Genomic DNA, 22,527 nt, shown 5'->3' on the forward strand with positions numbered 1-22,527 from the left:
AGCCTGCTCAGCCTGGGCCTGGCCCTGCACAGCCCCCACGGTTTGGCTCAAGACAGTGTCACCCTCGCCCCGGTAGAGGTTTCCGACACCTACGGCAACGACGGCTATCAGGTAACTGAAGCCGCGGCAGGCGGGTTTCAGGCAGCCCCCCTGCTCGATACCCCGGCATCAGTCAGTGTTTTCAACCAGCAACTGATCGAAGACCGCCAGGTACGCAAGCTCAGCGAAGTGCTGCAAAGCGATGCCTCGGTCGGCGAAAGCTACGCCCCGATCGGCTATTACGAAAACTTCAACGTGCGCGGCTTCGAACTCAATGCCGCCAGCAGCTACCGCATCAATGGCCAGACCATCGCCGGCGAGCAGAACGTGGCGCTGGAGAACAAGCAGCAAGTCGAACTGCTCAAGGGCCTGTCGGGCCTGCACAGTGGCGTGTCGGCGCCTGGCGGGCTGATCAATTACGTGACCAAGCGCGCCGAGGATGTGCGCAGCGTAACGGTATCGACCAACGAACAAGGCGAGCGCTACCTGGCCACCGACCTGGGCGGCTGGTTTGGCAGTGAACGGCAGTTCGGCCTGCGCGCCAACCTTGCCCACGAAGATATCCGCTCATATGTCGACCATGCCGATGGCAAGCGCGACTTTGCCTCGCTGGCGTTCGACTGGCAGATCAACCCCGATGCCACCTTGCAGCTCGATGCCGAGTACCAGCACCGCGAACAGCGCTCGGTACCGGGCTATCAACTGCTTGGCGGCAGCGAAGTACCGCACGGCATCGACCCGGATGACCGCCTGGCCTACCAGCACTGGGCCAAGCCGGTACAGACCGATTCACTGAACCTGGGCGGGCGTTTCCAGTACCGCTTCAACGATACCTGGAGCGGCACCCTCAGCGCCTCGCGCAGCAAAGTGGTGATCGATGACTACAGCTCGTTCGCCTGGGGCAGCGAAGCCGGCTGGCAGTCGCACTTCAGCCCGGAGGGCGACTACGACATCTACGACTTCCGCAGCCCTGACGACACCCGCCGCACCGATGAAGCGCAAGCGATGCTCGACGGCCACTTCGACGCGCTCGGCGTGAGCCATGAGCTGACGGTGGGTGCCAGCGCACAACGCCGCACGCTGGATCAGCGCCCCTACTACAACCAACTGGTCGGCAGCGGCAACATCTACACCGGCGCACCCGCCGTGGCGCCCTCGGACCTGCCGGTCGGTGCCAGCGAGCGGCGCCTGGACAGCCGCCAGTACGGCCTGTTCGTCAACGACCGCATCACCTTCAGCGAGCAGTGGCAGGCCGTGCTCGGCGCCCGCGAAGTACGCCTGGACGAAAAGACCTGGGACGAAACCGGCCTGGCCGGGCGCCATACCCGGCAATACCAGTTGCTGCCCAATGCCGCGCTGATCTACAAGCCGCGCCAGGACACCACCGTGTATGCCAGCTACTCCAAGGGCCTGTCCGCAGGGGGTACCGCGCCCTGGTACGCCAGCAACGCGGCAGAAATCCTCGCCCCTACCCTGTCGCATCAGCTTGAGCTGGGCATCAAACGCGACTGGCAGGGCATGAGTTTCAGCGCCGCGCTGTTCCAGATCCGCCAGGCCTATCAATACGCCCGCCCTGAAGGCGACGCCACCTTCACCTACGTGCAGCAGGGCCAGCAGAAGAACATCGGCCTGGAACTGGGCGCCAGCGGCTGGGTGACCTCGAACCTGCAAATCCAGGCCAGCGCCGCAGCGATTCGCGCGCGCGTGAAGAACAGCGGTACCGATGCCTACGAAGACCATCAGGCGATCAACGTGCCGCGCCTGCGCGCAGCCCTGCAAGCCGACTACAGCCTGCCGGTGCCGGGCCTGGCCCTGCTGGGCGGGGCACGTTACAGCGCCAGCAAGTATGCGAGCCAGGCGGGGAATGTACAGGTGGGCGGCTATACCGTGTTTGACGTGGGTAGCCGCTATCGCACGCGTATCGGCGGCTATGACACGGTGCTGCGCCTGACCGTGGATAACGTGTTCGACAAACGCTACTGGCGGGATGTGGGGGATTACCTGGGGGACAACTACCTGTTCCAGGGCGCGCCGCGGACGGCACGGGTGTCGGCTTCGGTGAGTTTCTAGGGTAGCTTGGTATCACTGGGGTAGATGTGGGTAGGGGCGGACATGCCCCTACGCCCCCACGCAGGACTAAAAACCCCAATAAACAAAAAGCCCCCAAACCTTTCAGCTTGGGGGCTCTTCGTAGAATGTGGCGGTGAAGAAGGGATTTGAACCCTTGATACGATTTCTCGTATACACACTTTCCAGGCGTGCTCCTTCGACCACTCGGACACTTCACCGTTTTCTCTTCAAGCCATTCAGCCTGTCGAGGCGCGCTAATTTAGTAGAAGACCTTTTCTTTGGCAAGCATTTTTTTCAGTTTTTTCATGCATTTAAGCCAAACCATCAAAAACCCGAGCCTGCCAAGGCAAAGCCGCCAATCTCGCCAGCGCTTTTACCGCACCCGGCCGCCCTGCCCTGATTGCGCAAGGCATGAGGGCCAGTCGCTGACTGGCTGGTCAGCCTTGCTGCTTTACCTGGCCCGCGGCGCTGGGTAACGTCATCGCCACGCCACCTAAAGGACTCTGTCATGAGCGAGCTGATTACCTACCACGCCGAAGACGGCATCGCCACCCTGACCCTGAACAACGGCAAGGTCAACGCCATCTCGCCGGATGTCATCACTGCCTTCAACGCCGCCCTGGACCGCGCCAAGGAAGACCGCGCCGTGGTCATCATCACCGGCCAGCCGGGCATCCTGTCCGGCGGCTATGACCTTAAAGTGATGACCGCAGGCCCCAAGGAAGCCATCAGCCTGGTCACCGCCGGCTCCACCCTGGCCCGGCGCCTGCTCTCTCACCCGTTCCCGGTGATTGTCGCCTGCCCCGGCAACGCCGTGGCCAAGGGCGCCTTCCTGTTGTTGTCCGCCGACTACCGCATCGGCGTCGAGGGGCCTTACAAGATCTGCCTGAACGAAGTGCAGATCGGCATGACCATGCACCACGCCGGCATCGAACTGGCCCGCGACCGCCTGAGCCGCGCAGCATTCCAGCGTTCGGTGAACAATGCCGAAATCTTCGACCCCCATGGCGCGATGCAAGCGGGCTTCCTCGACAAGGTGGTGCCGGCCGAGCAGCTGCTCGACACCGCGCTGGCCGCTGCGCGTGAATTGAAGAAGCTGAACATGCTGGCGCACAAGAACACCAAGCTGAAGGTGCGCAAGGGCCTGCTCGATGCCCTGGATGAGGCAATCGCGCTGGACCAGAACCCGATCGGTTGACCCTGCAGGCCCTCTGGCCGGTACGCCGCCCGGAGGGCCAGCAGGGCGAACCCAAGGTTTGCCCAACCCAGTGCACAGCCGTACACTGCACCGCGACTGTCTGGTGTGAGTCGTACCATGCTTTACTGCCTTCGCATGCTCCTGCTGGCGCTGCACTTCCTGCTGGTCGGGGTTTTAGGCCTGCTGATCGGCCTGCTGCGCCCCTTCAACCGCGACAACAGCCGCATCTTCGCCCGCCTTTACAGCCTGCCGGCCACCTGGCTGCTGCGCATCAAGGTCAAGGCCGAAGTCGGCCCGCTGTGGGACCAGCCACCCGGCTGCGTGATCATCGCCAACCACCAGTCCAACTTCGACCTGTTCATCCTCGGCCACGTGGTGCCCCGGCGCACGGTCGCCATCGGCAAGAAAAGCCTCGGCTGGATCCCGCTGTTCGGGCAGTTGTTCTGGCTGGGCGGCAATGTACTGGTGGACCGCAAGAACGCTTACCAGGCGCGCAAGGCCATGCAGGTGACCACGCGCATCCTGCGTGACGACACCTCGATCTGGATTTTCCCGGAAGGCACGCGCAACCCCGCAGACCAGTTGCTGGCGTTCAAGAAAGGCGCCTTCCACATGGCCCTCGAGGCGGGCGTACCGATCGTGCCGGTGTGCGTCAGCCGCTATGCGCGGCGCCTGGGCCTGAACAGCTGGCGACGCCGCACAGTGATCGTGCGCTCACTGCCGCCGATCGCTACTGAAGGGCTGACCCAGCAGGACATCCCGGCCTTGATCGAGCAGTGCCGCGGGCAGATGCAGCAGTGCATCGACCACATGGAAGGCGAGCTGGCCAAACGCTAGGTTGCCCTCAAGGCCCATACAGCCCAAGCTGTTACCCGTGTGCAACCGGACAAGTGGATAACCATGGGTCGAGTCGTGGCATCGGCGGTGTACAGCGCCGGCAGAAAAGTCACCAACATCAGCATCGACGAGGGCAGCGAGTGGGCGCGCAAGCCCGGGCATTTCGTCTGGATCGGCCTGGAAGAGCCCAATGCCGAAGAACTGGCCAACCTGCAGTGCCAGTTCAACCTGCACGAACTGGCCATTGAAGACGCCCTGGAGAAACACAGCCGGCCCAAGCTCGAAACCTTCGGCGACGCGCTGTTCATCGTCACCTATTCACCGGTGCGCCATGAGGGCAAGCTGGAGTTCATCGAAACCCACATCTTCGCCGGCAACGGCTACATCATCACCTGCCGCAATGGCCACTCCAAATCCTATGCCCTGGTGCGCCAACGCTGCGAGGCGCGCCCCTTGCTGTTGGAGCACGGCGAAGATTTCGTGCTTTACGCACTGCTGGACTTCGTCACCGAAAACTACCAACCGGTCAGCGAAGCCATCCATGGCGAGATCGAAGAGCTGGAGCAAAGCGTGCTTACCGGCTCGTTGCTCGAAGACGACATTCGCCGCCTGCACAGCCTGCGCCGCGACATACTGCGCCTGCGCCGCTATGTGGCACCGATGGTGGAGATAAGCGAGGAACTGCAGCGCCTGAGTTTCCCGTTCATCGACAAGAACATGCGCCCCTACTTTCGCGACGTGCAGATCCACGTGACGCGGCAGATGGAAGACTTGGTCGGGATCCGCGACATCGCCAGCCAGACCATCGAGATCGGCATGCTGCTGGAGTCACGGCGGCAAAGCATCGTGCAGCGCAAGTTCGCAGCGTGGGCGGCGATTCTGGCCTTCCCCACGGCGATTGCCGGGATCTACGGGATGAACTTCCAGAACATGCCGGAGCTTGGCTGGCACTACGGGTATTTCGGGGTGCTGGGGGTGATCGGGCTGGGATGCACCGGGCTGTTCGCCAGCTTCAAGCGCTCTGGCTGGCTTTAGCGTGTCGGGGCTGCTGTTGCAGCCCCTATGGCTCAGGCAGCGCTGTCGCTGGCCTTGGCTGGCTGCTGGATGAAGCGCATCATCCACTCACCGACCAGGTCGCCATGGTGTTCAGTGGCCAGGCTCGCCACCGCCTTGTGGTAAACCTCATCCCCCAGGTATTCCTGGCGTGCATCGAGCAAGGCCCGCGAGTAGTCGTGGACAAACTCCGGATGCCCCTGGAAGCACAGCACCTGATCGCGAATGTGATACGCCGCATTCGGGCAGAAATCGCTCGAGGCGATCACCGTGGCACCTTCAGGCAGCTCGGTCACCTGGTCCTGGTGGCTGATCAGCAGGGTCAGCTCGGAAACCTCAGGGTCCATCCACGGCGCATGCGCCGCCAGCGAGTAGCGATGGATGCCCACGCCCCACCCCTTGTCGGCCCGCTCGGCCTTGCCACCCAGGGTCAACGCCAGCAACTGGTGGCCGAAGCACACACCCAGCAGCTTTTCGCCGCGCTCGTACAGCTTGAGCAGGTATGCCTTGAGGGTCTGGATCCATGGATCGGTACCGAACGAGTCCGCCTTGCTGCCTGTCACAAGGTAGGCATCGAAACGTTCATCGTCGGCGGGGTAGTCGCCGTTCATCACGTTGTACACACGAAATTCGGCGGCGATCGGCTGCCGCGAGAAGAGCTGCTCGAACATCCTGCCGTAGCCCTGGTACTGCGCGGTCAACTCCGGTCGCAGGACATCGGTCTCAAGGATGCAGATGCGTAACGACATAGGGATAGTCCTGAACGACGTGGGTGGGAATCAGCTGTAGAGACTGCCGTGAAAGGCACGTACAAGCAAGTAGGCTGCACTGACGAACGGTCACATTTTGTCGGGTAGGCGCTGGGTGTTGCGCCACTGTCTAGCCAGAGCGTGCCAGATGGCTGGCTTTTTGCCTCATATCATCAAGCAACCGATTATCAGCTTTAATAGAACAAAGGGTTCTTAAACATGGATGACGTTCACCCTACTGTTGGTTGTATATCGATACAAAGAGGTAAGTGGTAGGGCGTGCAGGCACGCTGCGGTGATCGACCCGAAGTGCGACAGGGAAGCCAACGGGTATTCAGGAATAACAACAAGAAGGCGGTCCGCCATGTTCAGACAATCGAAACTTCGCCAAGCCGGGCTCATTTTATTCGCCACGACGTTGCTGTTGATCTTGCCGAACCTGACACGTTTGTTCGGATGACGAAGGCAGTGGCCTCAAGGGGCAACGCACAGGTAACCTGCCGGCCATGACGGTCGGAGAATGCTCATGCGCCTAGGTTTTGCCCTGCTAGCCCTTCTTCTGAGCCTGCCCCTTTCGGCGGCCCAACTGCACCTGGAACTCGACGGCTCGTCGCGCACTCTGGACAGCGCCGATTTGCTGCGCATGCCGCAAGCACGCGAAATAAACATCGAACAGGACGTGTCCTATAAACGGCCCATGCGTTACCGCGCGGTGCCGCTGGCCACGCTGTTGCAAGGCATAAAGGCAGATGACCACCTGCAGGCCGTGGCGCTGGACGGTTTCGCCGCCGAAATGCCGGCCGCGCCGTTGCTGCAGGAGGGCCCGGCACGTGCCTGGCTGGCCATCGAGGACCCCGCCGCACCGTGGCCGGCACTGGGCAACGGCAAGCCGAGCGCCGGGCCGTTCTACCTGGTGTGGACCGCCCCACAGGCAAGCGGCATCCGCCCCGAGCAGTGGCCGTTCCAGATTGCCACGATCCGCCGCCTGGCGGCGGTGGAGCAACGCTTCCCGGCCCTGCTCCCTGACCCGAAGCTGCCGGCCGAAGGCCCGGTGCGCCAGGGCTTTGCCCTGTTCCAGCAAAACTGCCTGGCCTGTCATCGGCTCAACGGTGCGGGGGATGCCCAGTTCGGCCCGGACCTGAACATGCCGCACAACCCGACCGAGTATTTCCAGCCGGGGTTCCTGCGCCAGTACATTCGTGACCCGCAAAGCCTGAGGCAGTGGCCACAGGCGCGCATGCCGGGGTTTGCCGAAAGTGTTTTGAGTGAAGAAGAACTAGATGCCTTGCTGGCTTACCTGGGGCATATGGCCAAGCGTAGGCCTTGAAGGCCAATCGCCGGCTGGCCGGCGATTGGATCGGGCTGCAAGGCAACCCCAGGGGGGTTCAGGCTGTCGGCCGTTCCTGCTTGACGCCCCACCCCTCTACCTCGCCGCCATAGGGTGACACGACCTGCTCGAAGGCCTCTTCGAAGTCCCCGATACCACCATAGGTGGCATACATGATCTTGCTCAGTTCCAGGTGCCACACACCATCATCCCGTTCTCGCACCTGAGCATTGAGAGACTCACCGCGAAACTGCCCGGCCGCGCGTCGCGCGCCGGCTTCATCTGGAAATACCGCGTAGAACTCGATGGGGTGGATACGGGTGAAGTCGAAACCGCCAGCTTTCATCTGACGCAGGACATTGCTGCTGATATCGTCGTTCTGGCTGCTCATGAATCGTCCTCCTGAATAAAGCAATGGATAGACTTTCCGTGCACTACGCACCTGCCGGCATTGCCGTGCAGTTCGAGCTGATGCAAGACGCGAATTGACAGGTGCAGCCCCGCAGAACAGGCCAACACCTCCCACTAGCGTAGTGCCTTGCGCGGCACCACGCCAACCGTGCGGGTCAGGAAGATTCCTGGATACGGGTGATGACTACGCCGTTCTGCTCCTTGAGCCAACGTGCCGTGGGGGATAGGGCACGGTCCTGGAAGTCGTTGAGGTCCAGCTCATCCATGACCGGGAAAAGATGCGAACGAATGGCCTTGGCCGCCTCTTCCTCGCTGGGGCACAGTTCACCGTGCATCAGCAGCGTGGTTGGCTCGCCTTTCTGGTCGGCAAAGATGACTTCCCACTCTTTCATTGAATAGCCCTCTCAAGCAGAGAACACCGGGGGTGATGCCTGTTAATGCTTGACCGTGGGCCGGGCGATTTGTTCAGTCAGTTGCAGCCACTGGTGACCGCAGGCCGGCGCCATCTTGTGGGAGCCGGCTTGCCGGCGATGGGCCGCAAAGCGGCCCTGTTTGCCAGTTACTTCGGTGTACCGTGCACCACACCGGCCGTGTTGTCGAGCAGGCTCTTGGTCGCGGTCTGAATATACGCTTCAAGCTGCTTGAGCATTTGCGGCTGGTCGGGGCTTTCGATCAGCTCGGCCTTGAACTCGCTGCCCAGCTGGTAGCGGTACAGGCGCGGGGTCATGTCCTTGGACTCGATGAGGATGCGGTCACCCTGCACCAGGCCAACGATCTGCTCGCTGCCCGACGGCTTGATCATACCGATGCCCTGGTCGCCCTCAGGCAGGTTGAGCAGGTCGCGGCCCCAGCACTGGTGCCGTGCCTGGCCACCCAGGCGGCCCATGATGGTCGGCACGATGTCGACCTGGGTGCCCACGGTGTGGTTGAGCGCACCGAACTTCTCCTGGATGCCCGGCGCGATCAGCAGCAGCGGCACGTTGAAGCGGCCCAGGTCCAGTTCGGTGATCTGCTGGTGGTTGCCAAAACCATGGTCGCCAACGATGACGAACAGGGTGTCCTTGAAGTACGGCTCCTTGCGCGCCTTCTCGAAGAACTGGCCCAGCGCCCAGTCGGAGTAGCGCATGGCGGTCAGGTGCTCGTCCAGGCGGCCCTGGCCTGTGACCTTCTCGACCGGCAGGTCCTTGGGCAAGGCATACGGGGTGTGGTTGGACAGCGTCTGCAGCAGCGCGTAGATCGGCTTCTTGCCATCGTGCTTGGCCAGCTCCTCGTTGCCACGGTCGAACATGTCCTGGTCGGACACGCCCCAGGTCGGGTCGGAGAACACCGGGTCGACGAAGTCGTTGCGGCCGATGAAGGTGGTCATGCCCTGGTTGCCGAAGAAACCGGACTGGTTGTCCCAGGCGAAATCACCGTTGTAGACGTACACGTCGTCGTAGTCACGGGCGCTCAGCAGCGCCGGCAAGCCCGACAGCTTGTGGCCGCCTTCCGGGGTCTGCATCAGGTATTCGAAGCCCGGCAGGTTCGGGAAGCAGGCCATGGTAGCGAACATGCCCTGGTGGGTATGGGTGCCGTTGGAGAAGAAGCGGTCGAACAACAGCCCCTCCTTGGCCAGCTTGTCGAAGTACGGGGTGATGTTGTTCGGGCTGCCCAGGGCGCCTACCGAATGGCCGGCGAAGCTCTCCATGAGGATCACCACGACGTTCTTGACCGGCAAGGTACCTTCGGCCGGCGGCACGAAGTCACGGCGCACGGCGGCCTCATCGGCATCGACCAGCGTGTCGTAAGGGGTCAGGAGATGTTCACGCACGGTCTGCGTGGCCAGGTTCTGCTCCAGCACCGGCTTCCAGATGTTGGCACGGTCCTCGCCGAAACGGCTCTTGGCAGCGTCGATCAGCGTCAGGGTACCGTTGAGGCCCAACTGGTTGACGAAGTTGGAATCAGTGGTGAAGGCATCGCCCCAGCGCATGGGCGGGCCCTGGCGCAGGGTGCCACGGGCGGCAACCACAGCCACCAGCAGGATCACCATGAACACGGCCAGGCGGTGGTACCACGGCGCAACACTGCGCTGCACGGTAACGCCACTGCCACCCACACCACGGGTCAGGCGGTCGATGCCCTTGAACAGCAGGCTCAGCAGCCAGGTGCCGAACAGCCAGGCCAGCAGGTAGCGGACCACCGGGAAGCCGTACCAGAGCATGCTCATCACGGTCTTCGGGTCTTCCTTGATGTACTGGAAGACCAGGCCGTTGAGGCGCTGGTGGAACTCGCGGTAGAAGTCCAGCTCCATCAGGCCGAGGAACATCACCACGCTAGCGGTGATGGTCAGCCAGAAGCGGAACAGGCCACGCCGGGCCATGGCCCATGGGCTCAGCGTTGCCAGCAGCAACGGGATGCTCAGGTACACCACCACGCGCAGGTCGAAGCGCAAACCGTTGAACAAGCCTTCGGCAACGGTGGAATAAGGGGTGTCGCCGATCATGTCACTGTTGTAGACCAGCAGCGCCAGGCGCACCAGGCTGAGCATCAGCATGATCACCAGGGCACTGAGCAGCGTATAGGCCAAGTGCGATTTCAAGGTCGGCGAGAAGGCTCGCGCGCCCTGTTGCTTCAAGGCATCCGTGTTAGCCATGAATGGGAAGGTCCTAGGATTGCGTGTTTGCGGGATGGCGCCGGCGCTAGACCAACGCAGCATTGTGCGGGTGCGGATTCTGTTTAAACCAATGTGAAAATTTTGTCACGGGGCTGTTGCTGGTTTTGTCTGCGCCAGCAAAATGCCCCTATCCAAGCCGCACATTGCCCCTGGGACCGGCAATGGCCCAGATCACCAGGCCGATCACCGGCAGCAAGGCGATCAGCAGTATCCACAGCACCTTGACCCCCACCTCCCGGCCGCTCTTGATCACATTGAGGATTGCCCAGATATCCAGCGCCAGAATGATCAGGCCAACCAGCCCGTTGAACGTCGAACCCATGGCACCCCCCCGTTGACAGTCAGTGTGGCTGAGCATAATCAGCTATCAGGTCGATAGAAGGGAATCCTTGGCCTGCCCTGCTGGTCACTGGGTAGACTGCAAGCATTCACAGATCCGAGGTTCGCATGCCCCCAGCCCAAACTCAAACCCCCGCCTCGCCCTCGTTGTTGAGTGCCTGGCGCCAGCAGGCAGCCAATACCCCGTGGCTCAGCGCGGGGCTGGGCGTGAGCCTGCTGGCGGTCATCGTGCTGCTGGCGGCGAGTTTCTGGAACGCCGTCAACGGCGAGCATGCCGACAGCCTGCACCTGGCGCTGCTCGGTGGCCTGTCCGGCTTCGGCGCCACGGCCCTGGGCGCGGTACTGGCCGTGGTGCTGCGCGATGTCAGCGCACGCAGCCAGGACGTGATGCTCGGTTTTGCGGCCGGCATGATGCTGGCTGCCAGCTCGTTTTCGTTGATATTGCCGGGCCTTGAAGCTGCCCGCGAAATTACCGGCAACGGCCCGGCCGCCGCCTTTACCGTGGTGCTGGGCATGGGCCTGGGTGTGCTGCTGATGCTCGGGCTCGACCGCTTCACCCCGCACGAACACGAAAGCACAGGCCCCTGCGGCCCCGATGCCGAGCGCATCAGCCGGGTGTGGCTGTTCGTGCTGGCGATCACCCTGCACAACCTGCCCGAGGGCATGGCCATTGGCGTGAGCTTTGCCAATGGCGACATGAATGTCGGCCTGCCGCTGACCAGCGCCATCGCCATTCAGGACATACCCGAAGGCCTGGCCGTAGCGCTGGCCTTGCGCGCAACCGGGTTGTCCAACTTCAAGGCCGCACTGGTGGCGATTGGCTCGGGCCTGATGGAGCCCTTGGGCGCGGTGATCGGGTTGGGCATCTCCACCGGCTTTGCCCTCGCCTACCCCATCAGCATGGGGCTGGCGGCGGGGGCGATGCTGTTCGTGGTGTCCCACGAGGTGATACCCGAAACCCACCGCAATGGGCACCAGACCGCGGCGACGCTGGGGGTGATGGGCGGGTTTGCGGTGATGATGTTTCTGGATACTGCGCTGGGTTGAAACGACTTACCGACGCCGCTGTTGTAGGAGCGGCCTCGTGTCGCGAAGGGGCTGCGCAGCAGACCCAGCAATTTGTGTTGCGCTGCTGAATCTTGGGGCCGCTTTGCGGCCCATTCGCGACACAAGGCCGCTCCTACAGGCGATTCAGCTGTGAACGGCCACCTTGAGCGCCTCTAAGGCTGGCTCTACCTTGATACCCAGTTCAGCACCCAGCTCCAGCACACGCGCCAGGTCGTTTTTGCCAACCATCACCACTTGCAACTCATCATCGAGCAACTGGCTGAAGTTGAGCAGCACATAACCACCGGCCTCTTTGTTCAGCGCGGCCATCTGCACCTGGATGCGGTTGAGCGCCGTCAACGGCTCGGTACGCGCCAGCTGCTTGGGCTTGAGGGTGAACGGCACGCTCTTGTCGAACGAATCGCTGATGTGCTGGAACAACTCCTGATAGCTGTCGGCCTGGAACACCACGGTGTCCGGCAGGCTGCCAAGCACCACCCACTCGCCCAGCGGGATCGGGAAGCTGTCGTCGTAGTTGATGTCCGGGTTGGCGGCGAGGAAGGCGGCGGGGTCGGCGTAGGCCTGTGCGGCCTCGTCGGCGATGCGCTCGATGTCTTCATCGCGCATGCAGCCGGCGCCGATGAGGCTGATGAATTCGAGCAACTGGTTTTTCATGAAGGGGGCCTGCGACGGGTGAAAAGTCGCCAAGGATAGCCGCAAATGCCCCCAGGCAGTTAGCCGGCCAGCGCCTGCAGGCGCGCTGCGGTATCGGCTGCGCCCATGGTGTGCGCCGCCATCAGCGCGGTGGCGCCGCGCGCATCCTGGTGTGCCGGGTCGGCGCCTTGGGCCAGCAGGTAGTCGAGAATCTCTACACGGTTGAACATCGCCGCCAGCATCAGTGCAGTACGCCCGTCCTGCGCAGCAGCGTCGACCGGCACGCCGTTTTCCAGCAACAGCCGGATCATCGCCAGGTCACCCTTGAACGCCGCACCGGCGATCGGCAGTTGGCCGTTGTCGTTGGCAATCAGCGGGTCGGCACCCTGGCTCAGCAATACGCGGACCGCATCATGGTGGCCGTGGTAGCTGGCCAGCATCAGCAGCGTGTCGCCTTTGTGGTTGCGCAGATTGGCTGGCAAGCCACTGGCCAAAAGACGCTCGAGCATCGTGGCATCCCCCTGGCGGGCACACTCGAAGACCTGCTCGGCAAATGCCGCGGTCTCATCATCGGTCATGGCGGCGGGTGCTTGTTGTTCAGACATCTGGAACCTCCTGGCAGAAAAGATTGCCCAAGTGTTTGTCAGGCAAGCCCGGCAGGTCAAAGGTTCAGAATCTATAGCGCCGATAGCCACCGGCCGGCTCGTGCAAAATGCACTGTGCAAAATGCACGACCATGCAGCCTGCACGGCACCACCCTCCCCGAAGCAACCTCAAGGCCTTGAAATTAAAGGGTTTTTATCAGAATCGAGTTTTGGCACGTTCACTGCACCTATCAACTCACGTCTGCCCACCAAATCAGTCAGGAGTTGATATGGACCTCATTCAGGAAAAGTTCGTCTCGGTGTTCTCGGCCTACCAGGTCACCACCCAGCCTCGCCCCGATGGCGGCATCCTGCTGACGCTGCGTGCCACCGATGGCAGGGTTACCCGCCGTGTGCTGACCTATGGGCAACTGCACAGCGCCGAACAGCTGTCCTGGGCGATCAGCGCCATTCGCCGCGACCTGGCCGAGCAAGCCAGTGAACTGCCGGTGATCTCGATGCTGCAGAGCCAGCAACGCTTCGCGCTGCCGACCTACCGTTGAGTTTTGTCTGCACCGGCCCTTTCGCGGGTAAACCTGCGCCCACAGGTACTGCATTGCCCTTAGGGATGGCGGGGTACCTGCAGGCACAGGCTTTGCCCGCGAGGGGCCGGAGCGGACACTAGAACTCGTCGATCCCAGCGTACGCACGCGCCGTATCATCCCCGGTAAAGCGCGGCTGCATACCCTGCTCATTGGCATAGAGTCGCAGCGCCAGGCAGAAAGGGTTGTCCCCCAGCTCCACCCAGCGCCGGCACCCTGCCGGGATCACCAGCTGGTCGCCTTTTTCACACACCAGCGCATACACATAGTCACCCAGGCGAAGCCCGACCTGGGCGCGACCTGTGACCACGGCAAACACTTCATCAACGTCATGCACATGCTCATCACGCAGGTCGACCTGTGCCGGGTCGGCACCGTCGCGGTTGAGCACACTGAATGCTGCGCAGCCTTGGGCAGTCATCAACCGGTCAAGGTGTTCGCGGCAGGCGCTCATGACCTCATCCTGGCTGCTGCCTGGCCGTATGCGCAGCGCCAGCGCAGCGTGGTGAAAACGCACGCCCTGCTCTGCCAGCGTTGCGGCGATGTCGTCGTGGTGGGTCAGTACCTTGTTCGGCAAGGCCGGGCTGGACGGGTGGAATACACAGAGGATGCTCATCAGCGGCAGGTCCTGGTCGATTTCAAACGAGTGGCAATGATAACGGCTGCCGCGAGCGCTGCGGCGCTGGCCATACCAAAGGTGAAGGTGGGGCCCAGCAGCTTCCAGCTGTAGCCCGAATACAACGCCCCCAGCGCACCGCCGGTGCCCGACAGCGCCGCATACAATGCCTGGCCCTGGCCTTGCTGACGGGCGCCGAAACTGGCCTGGACGAACGCGATGGAGGCAGCATGGAAGCAGCCGAACGTGGCGGCGTGCAGCACCTGGGCGAAGATCAGCACGGCCGGCTCGCCCGCCAGGTTGCCCAGCAGCAGCCAGCGCAGGGCGGCCAACAGGAAGCTGGCCAGCAGCACCTGCTGCACGCTGAAGCGCGTGAAGATGCGGCTCATGGCCATGAAGATCAGCACTTCGGCCACCACCCCCAGCGCCCACAGCAGGCCGATGGCGCCGCGGCTGTAGCCCAGGTGCTCCAGGTGCAACGTGAGGAAGGTGTAGTAAGGCCCGTGGCTGAGCTGCATCAAGGCCACGCACAGGTAGAAGGCAACCACCCCAGGCGCCCGCAACTGGCGCAGGAAGCCGCCCGCGTCGCGCCGCTCGCCCTGCTCCACCGGCTGGGCATTGGGCACCCACAGGCTGGCCGCGACGATGCCCGCCATGATGGTCACCAGGGCGACCGGGTAGATATCCAGGCTCAGCCATTCGAACAACCGCCCAAGGCCGACCACGGTGAGGATGAAACCGATCGAGCCCCACAGCCGCACCTGGCTGTAGCGCGCCGTCTGCCCGTGCAGGTGGGCCAGGGTGATGACCTCGAACTGCGGCAGTACCGCGTGCCAGAAGAACGCGTGCAGGGCCATTACCAGCGCCAGCCAGGCGTAGCTCTTGCCGAAGAAGATCAGCGAAAAGGTGGCCAGGGTACACAGCGCGCCTAGGCGCACGATCAGCAGCCGCTGGCCGCTGCGGTCACCCAGCCAGCCCCACAGGTTGGGGGCGATGCAGCGCATCAGCATGGGGATGGCCACCAGCTCGCCAATACGCGCCGGGGGGAAGCCGAGGTGGTCGAAGTAAAGGGCCAGGAACGGGGCTGTCGAACCCAGCAGAGCGAAGTAGAAAAGGTAGAAGCTGGACAGTCGCCAGTAGGGGATCGGATTCATCAGGGCTCAGCCAGAATGGGGTATTGCCTGTACCGGCCCTATCGCCGGCAAGCCGGCTCCTACACTGCACCTGTGGAGCCGGTTCAAGCCGGCGCCCATGCTGCCCGTGTGGGAGCCGGCTTGCCGGCGATAGGGCCGGTACTGACGAATCAGAGCTGGCCCAGAACCGGCGTTGCGACCTTCACCTCGGCATTCTGCGCCCGGTGACGCAACAGGTGATCCATCAGCACGATAGCCATCATCGCTTCGGCGATCGGCGTGGCGCGAATGCCAACGCACGGGTCATGACGGCCCTTGGTGATGACGTCGACCGGGTTGCCGTCCACGTCGATGGAGCGGCCCGGCACGGTGATGCTGGAGGTCGGCTTGAGCGCCAGGTGGGCGACGATCGGCTGGCCAGAGCTGATACCGCCCAGGATCCCGCCCGCGTTATTGCTGAGGAAGCCTTCGGGGGTCAGCTCGTCGCGGTGCTCGGTACCGCGCTGGGCGATGCTGGCGAAGCCGGCACCGATTTCAACGCCCTTGACCGCGTTGATGCTCATCAGCGCATGGGCCAGCTCCGCGTCCAGGCGGTCGAAGATCGGCTCACCCAACCCTGGCATCACGCCCTCGGCCACCACGGTGATCTTCGCCCCGACCGAGTCCTGGTCGCGGCGCAGCTGGTCCATGTAGGCCTCAAGCTCCGGTACCTTGGCCGGGTCGGGGCTGAAGAAGGCGTTGTCCTGCACCGAATCCCAGGTCTTGAAGGGGATTTCGATCGGCCCCAGCTGGCTCATGTAGCCGCGCACCTGGATGCCCTGGGTGGCCAGGTACTTCTTGGCGATGGCGCCGGCCGCCACGCGCATGGCGGTTTCGCGGGCCGAGCTGCGGCCACCGCCGCGGTAGTCGCGGATGCCGTACTTGTGGTGGTAGGTGTAGTCGGCGTGGGCCGGGCGGAACAGGTCCTTGATCGCCGAGTAGTCCTTGGACTTCTGGTCGGTGTTGCGGATCAGCAGGCCGATCGAGCAGCCGGTGGTACGGCCTTCGAACACACCGGAGAGGATTTCCACCTCGTCCGGTTCCTGGCGCTGGGTGGTGTGCCGGCTGGTGCCGGGCTTGCGCCGGTCGAGGTCGTGTTGCAGGTCGGCGAGGGAGATTTCCAGGCCCGGAGGGCAGCCATCGACAATGGCGACCAACGCCGGGCCATGGCTTTCGCCAGCGGTGGTGACAGTGAACAGCTTGCCGTAGGTATTGCCGGACATGGACGCTCCGCGAGTCTGCCTGAAGTGAACGAGGGGAGCAGTATACGGAAAATTTCACAAGGAATGCTTGCCCGCTCCGGGGGGCTGCAGAACCTTCCCATGAACATTGGGTCAAACGCTCATCTCTCCATGTAGTACCGCCTGATGCCGCGCTTCGTCGCTTTCTTCCTCCTGCTGTGCACCGGCCTTGCCCAGGCAGCTTCACCCACCGTCCTGCAACGCCCTATCGACCTGGACACCGGCCAGGGTGTGCTGCATGGCAGCCTGCTGTTGCCGCAACAGGCCACCCCGCCCCCTGTGGTGTTGATCATCGCCGGCTCCGGCCCTACCGACCGCGATGGCAACAACCCGGCCTCGGGGCGTATCGACAACCTCAAACGCCTGGCGCTGCTGCTGGCCAATGAGCGCATCGCCAGCGTGCGCTACGACAAGCGCGGCGTGGCCGCCAGCCTGCCGGCCACACCCGATGAGCGCGACCTCAGTGTCGAGCGCTACGTCGCCGACGTGGTGGCCTGGAGCCGCAAGCTCAAGGCCGACCCGCGCTTCGGCCCGCTGATACTGGTCGGCCACAGCGAAGGTGCACTGATTGCCAGCCTGGCCGCCGAGCAGGCCGGCGCCAGCGCCGTCATCACCCTGGCCGGCAGCGGCCGGCCCATCGCCGATGTGCTGCGCGAACAACTGGCGCAACGCATGCCGCCCGCGCAACTGGCCCGCAGCAGCGCCCTGCTCGACCGCCTGCAGGCCGGGCAGACCAGCCTGGATGTCCCCGCCCCCCTGCGCCAGGTCTTCCGCCCCAGCGTGCAGCCCTACCTGATCTCACTGTTCCGGCAGGACCCGGCCAAGGCCTTCGCCCGCCTGCCGATGCCTGCGCTGATCATCCAGGGCCGCAACGACGTGCAGGTGGATGTGGCCGATGCCCAGCGCCTGAAGGCGGCCAAACCCGATGCCCAACTGGTACTGATCGACGGCATGAACCACATGCTGCGCATCAGCCCCAAGGCCATGAGCGAGCAGCGCGACAGCTACCTGAACCCTGAACTGCCGCTGGCCCGTGAGCTGGGTGAGCGGGTGGTGACGTTCATTCATCAGTTGCCCTCAGCCTGAGGAGATCGCCGCACAATGGCCTCAGGTCCTGGGCGATACGGCCGATAAGCTCGGTATTGGCTTGTATGTGAGAACGCCCTGATGACCGACGCCCCCGCCGCCGTAGAGCCGGCCGAAGAGCCGCAAGCCCCGGACAGCCCAGCGCTGCCCTGGGCTGACCTGGCAGTAGAACACTTTGAGTTGCTGCGCCTGGCGCCGCTGCCCACCGACCGCAACAGCGGCGCGCGGCCGCTGCGTTTCGTCGAGTTCGGCCATGCCGAGCGCCACGGCAAGGCGCACAGCCTGCTGCGCATGGAAATCCGCCTGCCCGGGCAGAAGGTGCGCAAAGAGCAGAACCAGCTGGATGTGCGGGTTGACCACCTTGAGCGGCGGGTGAGCATCGGCAGCGACAGCGGCCTGCAGCTGGAACCACTGAACCGCGGCCTGGGGCGTTTCATGCTGGCCCACGCCGTGCAGTGGCTGCAGCGCAAATGGTCGCACTACCACATCGAAGGCATGGCGCTGCCGAACAAGGATGCCCTGAACGAAGACTCGCGCCTGCGCCGCGACCGCTTCCTGAGCGCGACCGGCATCGAGGTGGAGTACGCCGACGGGCAGCACCTCAAAGGCCGCACGGTCGAAGCCACGGTGGGCCAGCTCAAGGGCGGCTGGAACAGTGAGAAGGTGCAGCGGGTGGCCATGCTCGAGGCGGCCGGGATGCTGCAGCAGGCCGAGCAGAACCTTCTGGAGAAGGAGGCGCAACTGCGCGAGCGCGATGAGCGGGTGGCCAAGTACCAGCGCGAGGACAGCGGGCTGCGCTTTACCATTACCTGCCTGGTGGCGTTTGCGGTGTTCCAGGCTGGGTTGTTGATCTGGATTGCCACCCGCTAGAGCAAGTGGGCGCATGCCATGGGTGCTACAGCGGCTTTGAGACCGTGCAACGCAAGGCATGCCCCACCCCATCAAGCCCCGATCAAACGCGGGCCTTGAACAGCTCCTGATGTTGCCGGCACTGCTCAGCCGTCAGCATGAACACCCCATGCCCACCGCGCTCGAAGTCCAGCCAGGCGAAGTCGACCTCCGGGTACAGCGCCTTGACATGCACCTGGCTATTGCCCACCTCGACAATCAGCAGGCCCTTCTCGGTCAGGTGCTCGGCCGCCTCGGCCAGCATGCGCCGCACCAGGTCCAGGCCATCGTTGCCGCAGGCCAGGCCCATCTCCGGCTCATGGTGATACTCGGCCGGCATGTCGCCGAAGTCCTCGGCATCGACATACGGCGGGTTGGACAGGATCAGGTCGAAGCGCTGCCCCGGCAGGCCCGCGAAACCGTCACCCTGTACCGTGAATACCCGCTCGTCCAGGCCATGGCGTTCGATGTTCTGGTTGGCCACTTCAAGCGCTTCGAAGGACAGGTCGGCCAATACCACCTCGGCCTCGGGGAACACCTCGGCCGCTACGATACCGATGCAACCGGAGCCCGTGCACAGGTCGAGAATGCGCGCAGGCTCGTTGGCCAGCCATGGCTCGAAGCGTTTTTCGATCAGCTCGCCGATCGGCGAACGCGGTACCAGCACACGCTCGTCAACGATGAACGACATGCCGCAGAACCACGCCTCACCCAGCAGGTAGGCAGTGGGTACACGGTCTTCGATACGGCGCTTGAGCAGGTGCTGCAGGCGTACACGCTCGTCGTCCTCGAGCTGGCAATCCAGGTAGCTGTCGGCGATTTCCCACGGCAGGTGCACGGCGCCCAGCACCAGCAGGCGGGCTTCATCCCAGGCATTGTCGGCACCGTGGCCGAAAAACAGCTCGTGCTCGTGGAAGCGGCTGACCGCCCAGCGGATGTGGTCGCGCAAGGTGCGCAGACGAGATGTGATCACGGGGTACTCCTATTCAGATCTGGACAAAAGTCTAACAGCCCGCACCGCACAAATGTTCCTGCGGATCGCCCAGCGGGTAGCCACAGGCCAGTAACTGCGCCGGTTTCGATGTCAACCATTCCCATTGGCGCCAAGGCAAGGGAGAATAGGTATACAAAAGCCCTTCCAAGGAGCCCTTGATGTCCGTTCCAACCACGATGTTCCGCCTCACTGGCCGCGATTACCCGCCGGCCAAGCTGAGCCAAGCCAGCCTGATCGTCATCGATGCGCAAAAAGAGTACCTGAGTGGTCCGCTCGCGCTGTCGGGCATGGACGAGGCCGTGGCCAACATCGCCAGGTTGCTCGACGCCGCCCGCAAGGCCGGCCGTCCGATCATCCACGTCCGCCACCTCGGTACCGTCGGCGGTCGCTTCGACCCGCAAGGCCCTGCCGGTGAATTCATCCCGGGGCTGGAGCCACACGACGGTGAAATAATCATCGAAAAACGCATGCCCAACGCGTTCAAGAACACCAAGCTGCACGAAACCCTGCAGGAGCTGGGGCACCTGGACCTGATCGTCTGCGGTTTCATGAGCCATTCCAGCGTCAGCACCACCGTGCGCCGGGCCAAGGACTATGGTTATCGTTGTACCCTGGTGCAAGACGCTTCGGCGACCCGCGACCTGGCCTTGAAAGACCGCGTGATTCCCGCTGCGCAGATTCACGAGTGCGAAATGGCCGTGATGGCCGACAACTTCGCCTGCGTCGCCCCCACCGCCAGCCTGATCTGAGCCTGGCGAGCTGACCACCGCCCGGCAGCCGGGCGGAACCCGGGGGCCGGTTGCCGGTCGAATTTCTGATGCCCACAGAGGAAATCGGAATGAAGCTCAAAGGCAGTTTCGACGCCAAGCGCCTGCGCCAGCGCGAGCCACGCAACTGGGGCGCCCGCCTGGCCGCAGGCCTGTCGGCGCTGCTGGCCACGTTCGGTGTGCTGCTGGCCATGGCCGGCGTCGCCGGGCTGCTCGGTAATTACCCGGCCTTTGCCGAGCTCAATGCAAACCGCCCGCTTTCGATTACCCTGAGCGTGGTCGGGCTGGTGCTCCTGTACCTGGGCGTGCGCTTCTGGCGGCGCAGCCGCATTCGCCTGCGCCGCGGTCGGGAGCTGAACATGTCGCCGCACCTGATGAAAAAGCACGACTGAAGGCTGTGCTGAAGCCCCTTGGCCCTGCCGGCGGCAGGGCCATTGCTGACGCCACAGGGTTGATCGCGTAAACTACGCCGCCCACGTGGAGGCACCATGCAAGACGACGATTTTTCCCTGTTCAGCGCCGAGGTGCGCGGCGTCAAGCCGATCAAGCACGACCGTGCCGAGGTCGGCAAACCCAAGGCTGACCGCAAGCAGCTGGCCGGCCTGCGCCAGGCGGCGACCGTGCGCAGTGACCAGCCGTTGGTGATCGACGGCCTGTCCGACCAGTTCGTCATCGACGTGGGTGCCGAAGACGAGTTGATGTGGCGCCGCGACGGCGTGCAGGAAACCCAGCTGCGCAAGCTCAAGCTCGGCCAGATCGCCTTCGAGGGCAGCCTCGACCTGCACGGCATGACTGTCGAGAAGGCCCGCGAAACCCTGTGGGCCTTCATTGCCGAGGCCACCAAGCTGGAAGTACGCTGCGTACGCGTGACCCACGGCAAGGCCGCACGCCTGGATGGCAAGCGGCCAATGATCAAGAGCCACGTCAACACCTGGCTGCGCCAGCACCCGCAGGTGCTCGGTTTCGCCTCCTGCCAGGCCCGCCACGGCGGTACCGGTGCCGTGTACGTAATGCTCAAACGAACCATGATGGAAGGCCGCGACGAGTAACGCCGCGCTTGCAGCGCAGGCTTTGCCGCCGTAACCTTCGTTTTTGCGATTTTTTCCCACAGGTAGATACATGTCCCTGGAACAGAACTACACCGAGATCCTCAGCCAGATCGGCGAGGACGTCTCCCGTGAGGGCCTGCTCGACACGCCCAAGCGGGCTGCAAAGGCCATGAAATACCTTTGCCGCGGTTACGAGCAGACGCTGGAAGAAGTGACCAACGGCGCGCTGTTCACCTCCGACAACAGCGAAATGGTGCTGGTCCGGGACATCGAGCTGTATTCGATGTGCGAACACCACATGCTGCCGTTCATCGGCAAGGCGCACGTGGCCTACCTGCCCAAGGGCAAGGTACTGGGCCTGTCCAAGGTCGCGCGGATCGTCGACATGTTCGCCCGCCGCCTGCAGATCCAGGAAAACCTCAGCCGCCAGATCGCCGAGGCCGTGCAACAGGTGACCGGCGCTGCGGGTGTGGCGGTGGTTATCGAAGCCAAGCACATGTGCATGATGATGCGCGGTGTGGAGAAGCAGAACTCGACCATGCTCACCTCGGTGATGCTCGGTGAATTCCGCGACAACCCGGCCACGCGCATGGAGTTCCTCGGCCTGATCAAATGATCGGCGCGTGACCCGAGCCGGCCCTGTGGGTCGGCTTTTTATTTTCAGGAGTTGCAGATGATCGTCAAAGCCTTGCGGGTCGGCCTCGGCCAGCTCATCGTGATCGGCGACCTGATCAGCCGCCCGGCCAAGCGCAAGCGCGATGCCGCGGCCCAGGCGCATGTCGAGCAGCAGGCCAAGGGCCTTGCGCTGTACCAGTTCCATGCGTGCCCGTTCTGCGTGAAAACCCGCCGCACCCTGCACCGCCTCAACGTGCCAGTGGCATTGCGCGACGCCAAGAACGACCCGGAGCACCGCCAGGCGCTGCTCGAAGGTGGCGGCCGGGTGAAAGTGCCGTGCTTGCGCATCGAAGAGCAAGGCAACGTGACCTGGATGTATGAGTCCAAGGCAATCATTGCCTACCTGGACAAACGCTTCGCGAGTATCTGAGGCGGTTTTTTGTAGGAGCGGCCTTGTGTCGCGAAGGGCTGCGCAGCGGCCCCAGGATATCAGCGGCGCCACCGATATCCTGGGGCTGCTGCGCAGCCCTTTCGCG

Annotated in this window: 25 protein-coding genes and 1 tRNA gene; 14 read left to right on the top strand and 12 right to left on the bottom strand. The window is 63.5% G+C overall.

Translation table 11 applies throughout. The features are described from left to right. Positions 1-2,109 (top strand): TonB-dependent siderophore receptor (locus BLX42_RS09540; RefSeq protein WP_161871665.1); only part of this gene is annotated, 2,109 nt, incomplete at its 5' end. A gap of 128 nt (positions 2,110-2,237) precedes the next feature. On the opposite strand, the gene BLX42_RS09545 is transcribed toward BLX42_RS09540, so the two are convergent. Further along, positions 2,238-2,327: transfer RNA gene (locus BLX42_RS09545), tRNA-Ser, on the bottom strand. Positions 2,328-2,617: 290 nt separating this feature from the next. Between BLX42_RS09545 and BLX42_RS09550 the strand changes: the two genes are divergently transcribed. The 3 genes from BLX42_RS09550 to BLX42_RS09560 all read left to right on the top strand — a co-directional run bounded on the left by BLX42_RS09550 (position 2,618) and on the right by BLX42_RS09560 (position 5,179). Beyond that, entirely contained in the window at positions 2,618-3,307 is a 690-nt protein-coding gene (locus tag BLX42_RS09550) for a crotonase/enoyl-CoA hydratase family protein (RefSeq protein WP_046786608.1), read from the top strand. Between the two features lie 117 nt (positions 3,308-3,424). Beyond that, positions 3,425-4,144 (top strand): 1-acyl-sn-glycerol-3-phosphate acyltransferase, encoded by a 720-nt coding sequence (locus BLX42_RS09555; RefSeq protein WP_046786609.1) that lies wholly within the window; start codon positions 3,425-3,427, stop codon positions 4,142-4,144. A gap of 63 nt (positions 4,145-4,207) precedes the next feature. Beyond that, on the top strand, positions 4,208-5,179 hold the full coding sequence (locus BLX42_RS09560; protein WP_046786610.1) for a magnesium and cobalt transport protein CorA: 972 nt from the start codon (positions 4,208-4,210) through the stop codon (positions 5,177-5,179). A 32-nt stretch (positions 5,180-5,211) separates the two neighbouring features. On the opposite strand, the gene BLX42_RS09565 is transcribed toward BLX42_RS09560, so the two are convergent. Continuing rightward, positions 5,212-5,946 (bottom strand): amidotransferase, encoded by a 735-nt coding sequence (locus tag BLX42_RS09565; protein WP_161871666.1) that lies wholly within the window; start codon positions 5,944-5,946, stop codon positions 5,212-5,214. A gap of 526 nt (positions 5,947-6,472) precedes the next feature. Between BLX42_RS09565 and BLX42_RS09570 the strand changes: the two genes are divergently transcribed. After that, on the top strand, positions 6,473-7,273 hold the full coding sequence (locus tag BLX42_RS09570; RefSeq protein ID WP_115275442.1) for a cytochrome c: 801 nt from the start codon (positions 6,473-6,475) through the stop codon (positions 7,271-7,273). 58 nt (positions 7,274-7,331) lie between these two features. On the opposite strand, the gene BLX42_RS09575 is transcribed toward BLX42_RS09570, so the two are convergent. The 4 genes from BLX42_RS09575 to BLX42_RS09590 form a co-directional block, all read right to left on the bottom strand. Further along, positions 7,332-7,664 (bottom strand): ribonuclease E inhibitor RraB, encoded by a 333-nt coding sequence (locus tag BLX42_RS09575; RefSeq protein ID WP_115272886.1) that lies wholly within the window; start codon positions 7,662-7,664, stop codon positions 7,332-7,334. 175 nt (positions 7,665-7,839) lie between these two features. After that, positions 7,840-8,076, bottom strand: coding sequence for a hypothetical protein (locus BLX42_RS09580; protein WP_115272887.1), 237 nt, complete (start codon positions 8,074-8,076; stop codon positions 7,840-7,842). 167 nt (positions 8,077-8,243) lie between these two features. After that, the gene (locus BLX42_RS09585; protein WP_161871667.1) at positions 8,244-10,316 is read right to left on the bottom strand and encodes an LTA synthase family protein; all 2,073 of its coding nucleotides are present in this window, start codon (positions 10,314-10,316) and stop codon (positions 8,244-8,246) included. 148 nt (positions 10,317-10,464) lie between these two features. Beyond that, positions 10,465-10,659, bottom strand: a complete 195-nt coding sequence (locus tag BLX42_RS09590; protein ID WP_039604611.1) for a PLDc N-terminal domain-containing protein — start codon at positions 10,657-10,659, stop codon at positions 10,465-10,467. Positions 10,660-10,784: 125 nt separating this feature from the next. Here BLX42_RS09590 and BLX42_RS09595 point away from each other — a divergent pair, with 125 nt between their 5' ends. Then, positions 10,785-11,723 (top strand): ZIP family metal transporter, encoded by a 939-nt coding sequence (locus BLX42_RS09595; protein WP_161871668.1) that lies wholly within the window; start codon positions 10,785-10,787, stop codon positions 11,721-11,723. A gap of 144 nt (positions 11,724-11,867) precedes the next feature. Here BLX42_RS09595 and BLX42_RS09600 read toward each other — a convergent pair whose 3' ends face one another. Both BLX42_RS09600 and BLX42_RS09605 read right to left on the bottom strand, forming a co-directional pair. Then, positions 11,868-12,398, bottom strand: a complete 531-nt coding sequence (locus BLX42_RS09600; protein WP_115272889.1) for a hypothetical protein — start codon at positions 12,396-12,398, stop codon at positions 11,868-11,870. A gap of 59 nt (positions 12,399-12,457) precedes the next feature. Then, positions 12,458-12,982, bottom strand: coding sequence for an ankyrin repeat domain-containing protein (locus BLX42_RS09605; protein ID WP_161871669.1), 525 nt, complete (start codon positions 12,980-12,982; stop codon positions 12,458-12,460). 269 nt (positions 12,983-13,251) lie between these two features. Between BLX42_RS09605 and BLX42_RS09610 the strand changes: the two genes are divergently transcribed. Further along, entirely contained in the window at positions 13,252-13,524 is a 273-nt protein-coding gene (locus BLX42_RS09610) for a DUF3509 domain-containing protein (RefSeq protein ID WP_012313353.1), read from the top strand. 118 nt (positions 13,525-13,642) lie between these two features. Here the strand turns inward: BLX42_RS09610 and BLX42_RS09615 are convergent, their stop codons facing one another. The 3 genes from BLX42_RS09615 to aroC all read right to left on the bottom strand — a co-directional run bounded on the left by BLX42_RS09615 (position 13,643) and on the right by aroC (position 16,574). Next, positions 13,643-14,179 carry an oxidase gene (locus tag BLX42_RS09615; protein ID WP_161871670.1) on the bottom strand — a complete coding sequence of 179 codons (537 nt, stop codon included), beginning with the start codon at positions 14,177-14,179 and terminating at the stop codon, positions 13,643-13,645. Beyond that, positions 14,179-15,333, bottom strand: coding sequence for an MFS transporter (locus BLX42_RS09620; protein ID WP_371926648.1), 1,155 nt, complete (start codon positions 15,331-15,333; stop codon positions 14,179-14,181). The genes BLX42_RS09615 and BLX42_RS09620 overlap by 1 nt, the downstream gene beginning before the upstream one ends. Positions 15,334-15,482: 149 nt before the next feature. Next, positions 15,483-16,574, bottom strand: a complete 1,092-nt coding sequence (aroC, locus tag BLX42_RS09625) for a chorismate synthase (RefSeq protein ID WP_046786616.1) — start codon at positions 16,572-16,574, stop codon at positions 15,483-15,485. 141 nt (positions 16,575-16,715) lie between these two features. On the opposite strand from aroC, the gene BLX42_RS09630 reads away from it, so the two are divergent. Beyond that, positions 16,716-17,678 carry an alpha/beta hydrolase gene (locus BLX42_RS09630; RefSeq protein ID WP_115272895.1) on the top strand — a complete coding sequence of 321 codons (963 nt, stop codon included), beginning with the start codon at positions 16,716-16,718 and terminating at the stop codon, positions 17,676-17,678. 81 nt (positions 17,679-17,759) lie between these two features. After that, entirely contained in the window at positions 17,760-18,548 is a 789-nt protein-coding gene (locus tag BLX42_RS09635; protein ID WP_161871671.1) for a hypothetical protein, read from the top strand. Between the two features lie 82 nt (positions 18,549-18,630). Here BLX42_RS09635 and prmB read toward each other — a convergent pair whose 3' ends face one another. Then, on the bottom strand, positions 18,631-19,539 hold the full coding sequence (gene prmB / locus BLX42_RS09640) for a 50S ribosomal protein L3 N(5)-glutamine methyltransferase (RefSeq protein WP_161871672.1): 909 nt from the start codon (positions 19,537-19,539) through the stop codon (positions 18,631-18,633). A gap of 179 nt (positions 19,540-19,718) precedes the next feature. On the opposite strand from prmB, the gene BLX42_RS09645 reads away from it, so the two are divergent. The 5 genes from BLX42_RS09645 to BLX42_RS09665 all read left to right on the top strand — a co-directional run bounded on the left by BLX42_RS09645 (position 19,719) and on the right by BLX42_RS09665 (position 22,421). Beyond that, a complete protein-coding gene (locus BLX42_RS09645; RefSeq protein ID WP_046786620.1) occupies positions 19,719-20,309 on the top strand; it encodes a cysteine hydrolase family protein in 591 nt (196 codons plus the stop codon). A gap of 89 nt (positions 20,310-20,398) precedes the next feature. Continuing rightward, positions 20,399-20,719: a hypothetical protein gene (locus BLX42_RS09650; RefSeq protein ID WP_046786621.1), complete on the top strand. Its 321-nt coding sequence runs from the start codon at positions 20,399-20,401 to the stop codon at positions 20,717-20,719. Positions 20,720-20,815: 96 nt separating this feature from the next. After that, positions 20,816-21,376 carry a Smr/MutS family protein gene (locus BLX42_RS09655; protein ID WP_012313344.1) on the top strand — a complete coding sequence of 187 codons (561 nt, stop codon included), beginning with the start codon at positions 20,816-20,818 and terminating at the stop codon, positions 21,374-21,376. A 70-nt stretch (positions 21,377-21,446) separates the two neighbouring features. After that, entirely contained in the window at positions 21,447-21,992 is a 546-nt protein-coding gene (folE, locus tag BLX42_RS09660; RefSeq protein ID WP_012313343.1) for a GTP cyclohydrolase I FolE, read from the top strand. Positions 21,993-22,049: 57 nt separating this feature from the next. Then, a complete protein-coding gene (locus BLX42_RS09665) occupies positions 22,050-22,421 on the top strand; it encodes a glutaredoxin (RefSeq protein ID WP_115272898.1) in 372 nt (123 codons plus the stop codon). Positions 22,422-22,527: the final 106 nt, after the last annotated feature.

Origin of the sequence: Pseudomonas sp. SG-MS2 (assembly GCF_009933855.1) — a bacterium.
Classification (GTDB): domain Bacteria; phylum Pseudomonadota; class Gammaproteobacteria; order Pseudomonadales; family Pseudomonadaceae; genus Aquipseudomonas; species Aquipseudomonas putida_E.

Bases quoted from the DNA above. Each gene is read 5' to 3' on its own strand.
- BLX42_RS09550 (WP_046786608.1), top strand. From the start codon at position 2,618: ATGAGCGAGCTGATTACCTACCACGCCGAAGACGGCATCGCCACCCTG.
- BLX42_RS09555 (WP_046786609.1), top strand. From the start codon at position 3,425: ATGCTTTACTGCCTTCGCATGCTCCTGCTGGCGCTGCACTTCCTGCTG.
- BLX42_RS09560 (WP_046786610.1), top strand. From the start codon at position 4,208: ATGGGTCGAGTCGTGGCATCGGCGGTGTACAGCGCCGGCAGAAAAGTC.
- BLX42_RS09565 (WP_161871666.1), bottom strand. From the start codon at position 5,946: ATGTCGTTACGCATCTGCATCCTTGAGACCGATGTCCTGCGACCGGAG.
- BLX42_RS09570 (WP_115275442.1), top strand. From the start codon at position 6,473: ATGCGCCTAGGTTTTGCCCTGCTAGCCCTTCTTCTGAGCCTGCCCCTT.
- BLX42_RS09575 (WP_115272886.1), bottom strand. From the start codon at position 7,664: ATGAGCAGCCAGAACGACGATATCAGCAGCAATGTCCTGCGTCAGATG.
- BLX42_RS09580 (WP_115272887.1), bottom strand. From the start codon at position 8,076: ATGAAAGAGTGGGAAGTCATCTTTGCCGACCAGAAAGGCGAGCCAACC.
- BLX42_RS09585 (WP_161871667.1), bottom strand. From the start codon at position 10,316: ATGGCTAACACGGATGCCTTGAAGCAACAGGGCGCGCGAGCCTTCTCG.
- BLX42_RS09590 (WP_039604611.1), bottom strand. From the start codon at position 10,659: ATGGGTTCGACGTTCAACGGGCTGGTTGGCCTGATCATTCTGGCGCTG.
- BLX42_RS09595 (WP_161871668.1), top strand. From the start codon at position 10,785: ATGCCCCCAGCCCAAACTCAAACCCCCGCCTCGCCCTCGTTGTTGAGT.
- BLX42_RS09600 (WP_115272889.1), bottom strand. From the start codon at position 12,398: ATGAAAAACCAGTTGCTCGAATTCATCAGCCTCATCGGCGCCGGCTGC.
- BLX42_RS09605 (WP_161871669.1), bottom strand. From the start codon at position 12,982: ATGTCTGAACAACAAGCACCCGCCGCCATGACCGATGATGAGACCGCG.
- BLX42_RS09610 (WP_012313353.1), top strand. From the start codon at position 13,252: ATGGACCTCATTCAGGAAAAGTTCGTCTCGGTGTTCTCGGCCTACCAG.
- BLX42_RS09615 (WP_161871670.1), bottom strand. From the start codon at position 14,179: ATGAGCATCCTCTGTGTATTCCACCCGTCCAGCCCGGCCTTGCCGAAC.
- BLX42_RS09620 (WP_371926648.1), bottom strand. From the start codon at position 15,333: ATGAATCCGATCCCCTACTGGCGACTGTCCAGCTTCTACCTTTTCTAC.
- aroC (WP_046786616.1), bottom strand. From the start codon at position 16,574: ATGTCCGGCAATACCTACGGCAAGCTGTTCACTGTCACCACCGCTGGC.
- BLX42_RS09635 (WP_161871671.1), top strand. From the start codon at position 17,760: ATGACCGACGCCCCCGCCGCCGTAGAGCCGGCCGAAGAGCCGCAAGCC.
- BLX42_RS09645 (WP_046786620.1), top strand. From the start codon at position 19,719: ATGTCCGTTCCAACCACGATGTTCCGCCTCACTGGCCGCGATTACCCG.
- BLX42_RS09650 (WP_046786621.1), top strand. From the start codon at position 20,399: ATGAAGCTCAAAGGCAGTTTCGACGCCAAGCGCCTGCGCCAGCGCGAG.
- BLX42_RS09655 (WP_012313344.1), top strand. From the start codon at position 20,816: ATGCAAGACGACGATTTTTCCCTGTTCAGCGCCGAGGTGCGCGGCGTC.
- folE (WP_012313343.1), top strand. From the start codon at position 21,447: ATGTCCCTGGAACAGAACTACACCGAGATCCTCAGCCAGATCGGCGAG.
- BLX42_RS09665 (WP_115272898.1), top strand. From the start codon at position 22,050: ATGATCGTCAAAGCCTTGCGGGTCGGCCTCGGCCAGCTCATCGTGATC.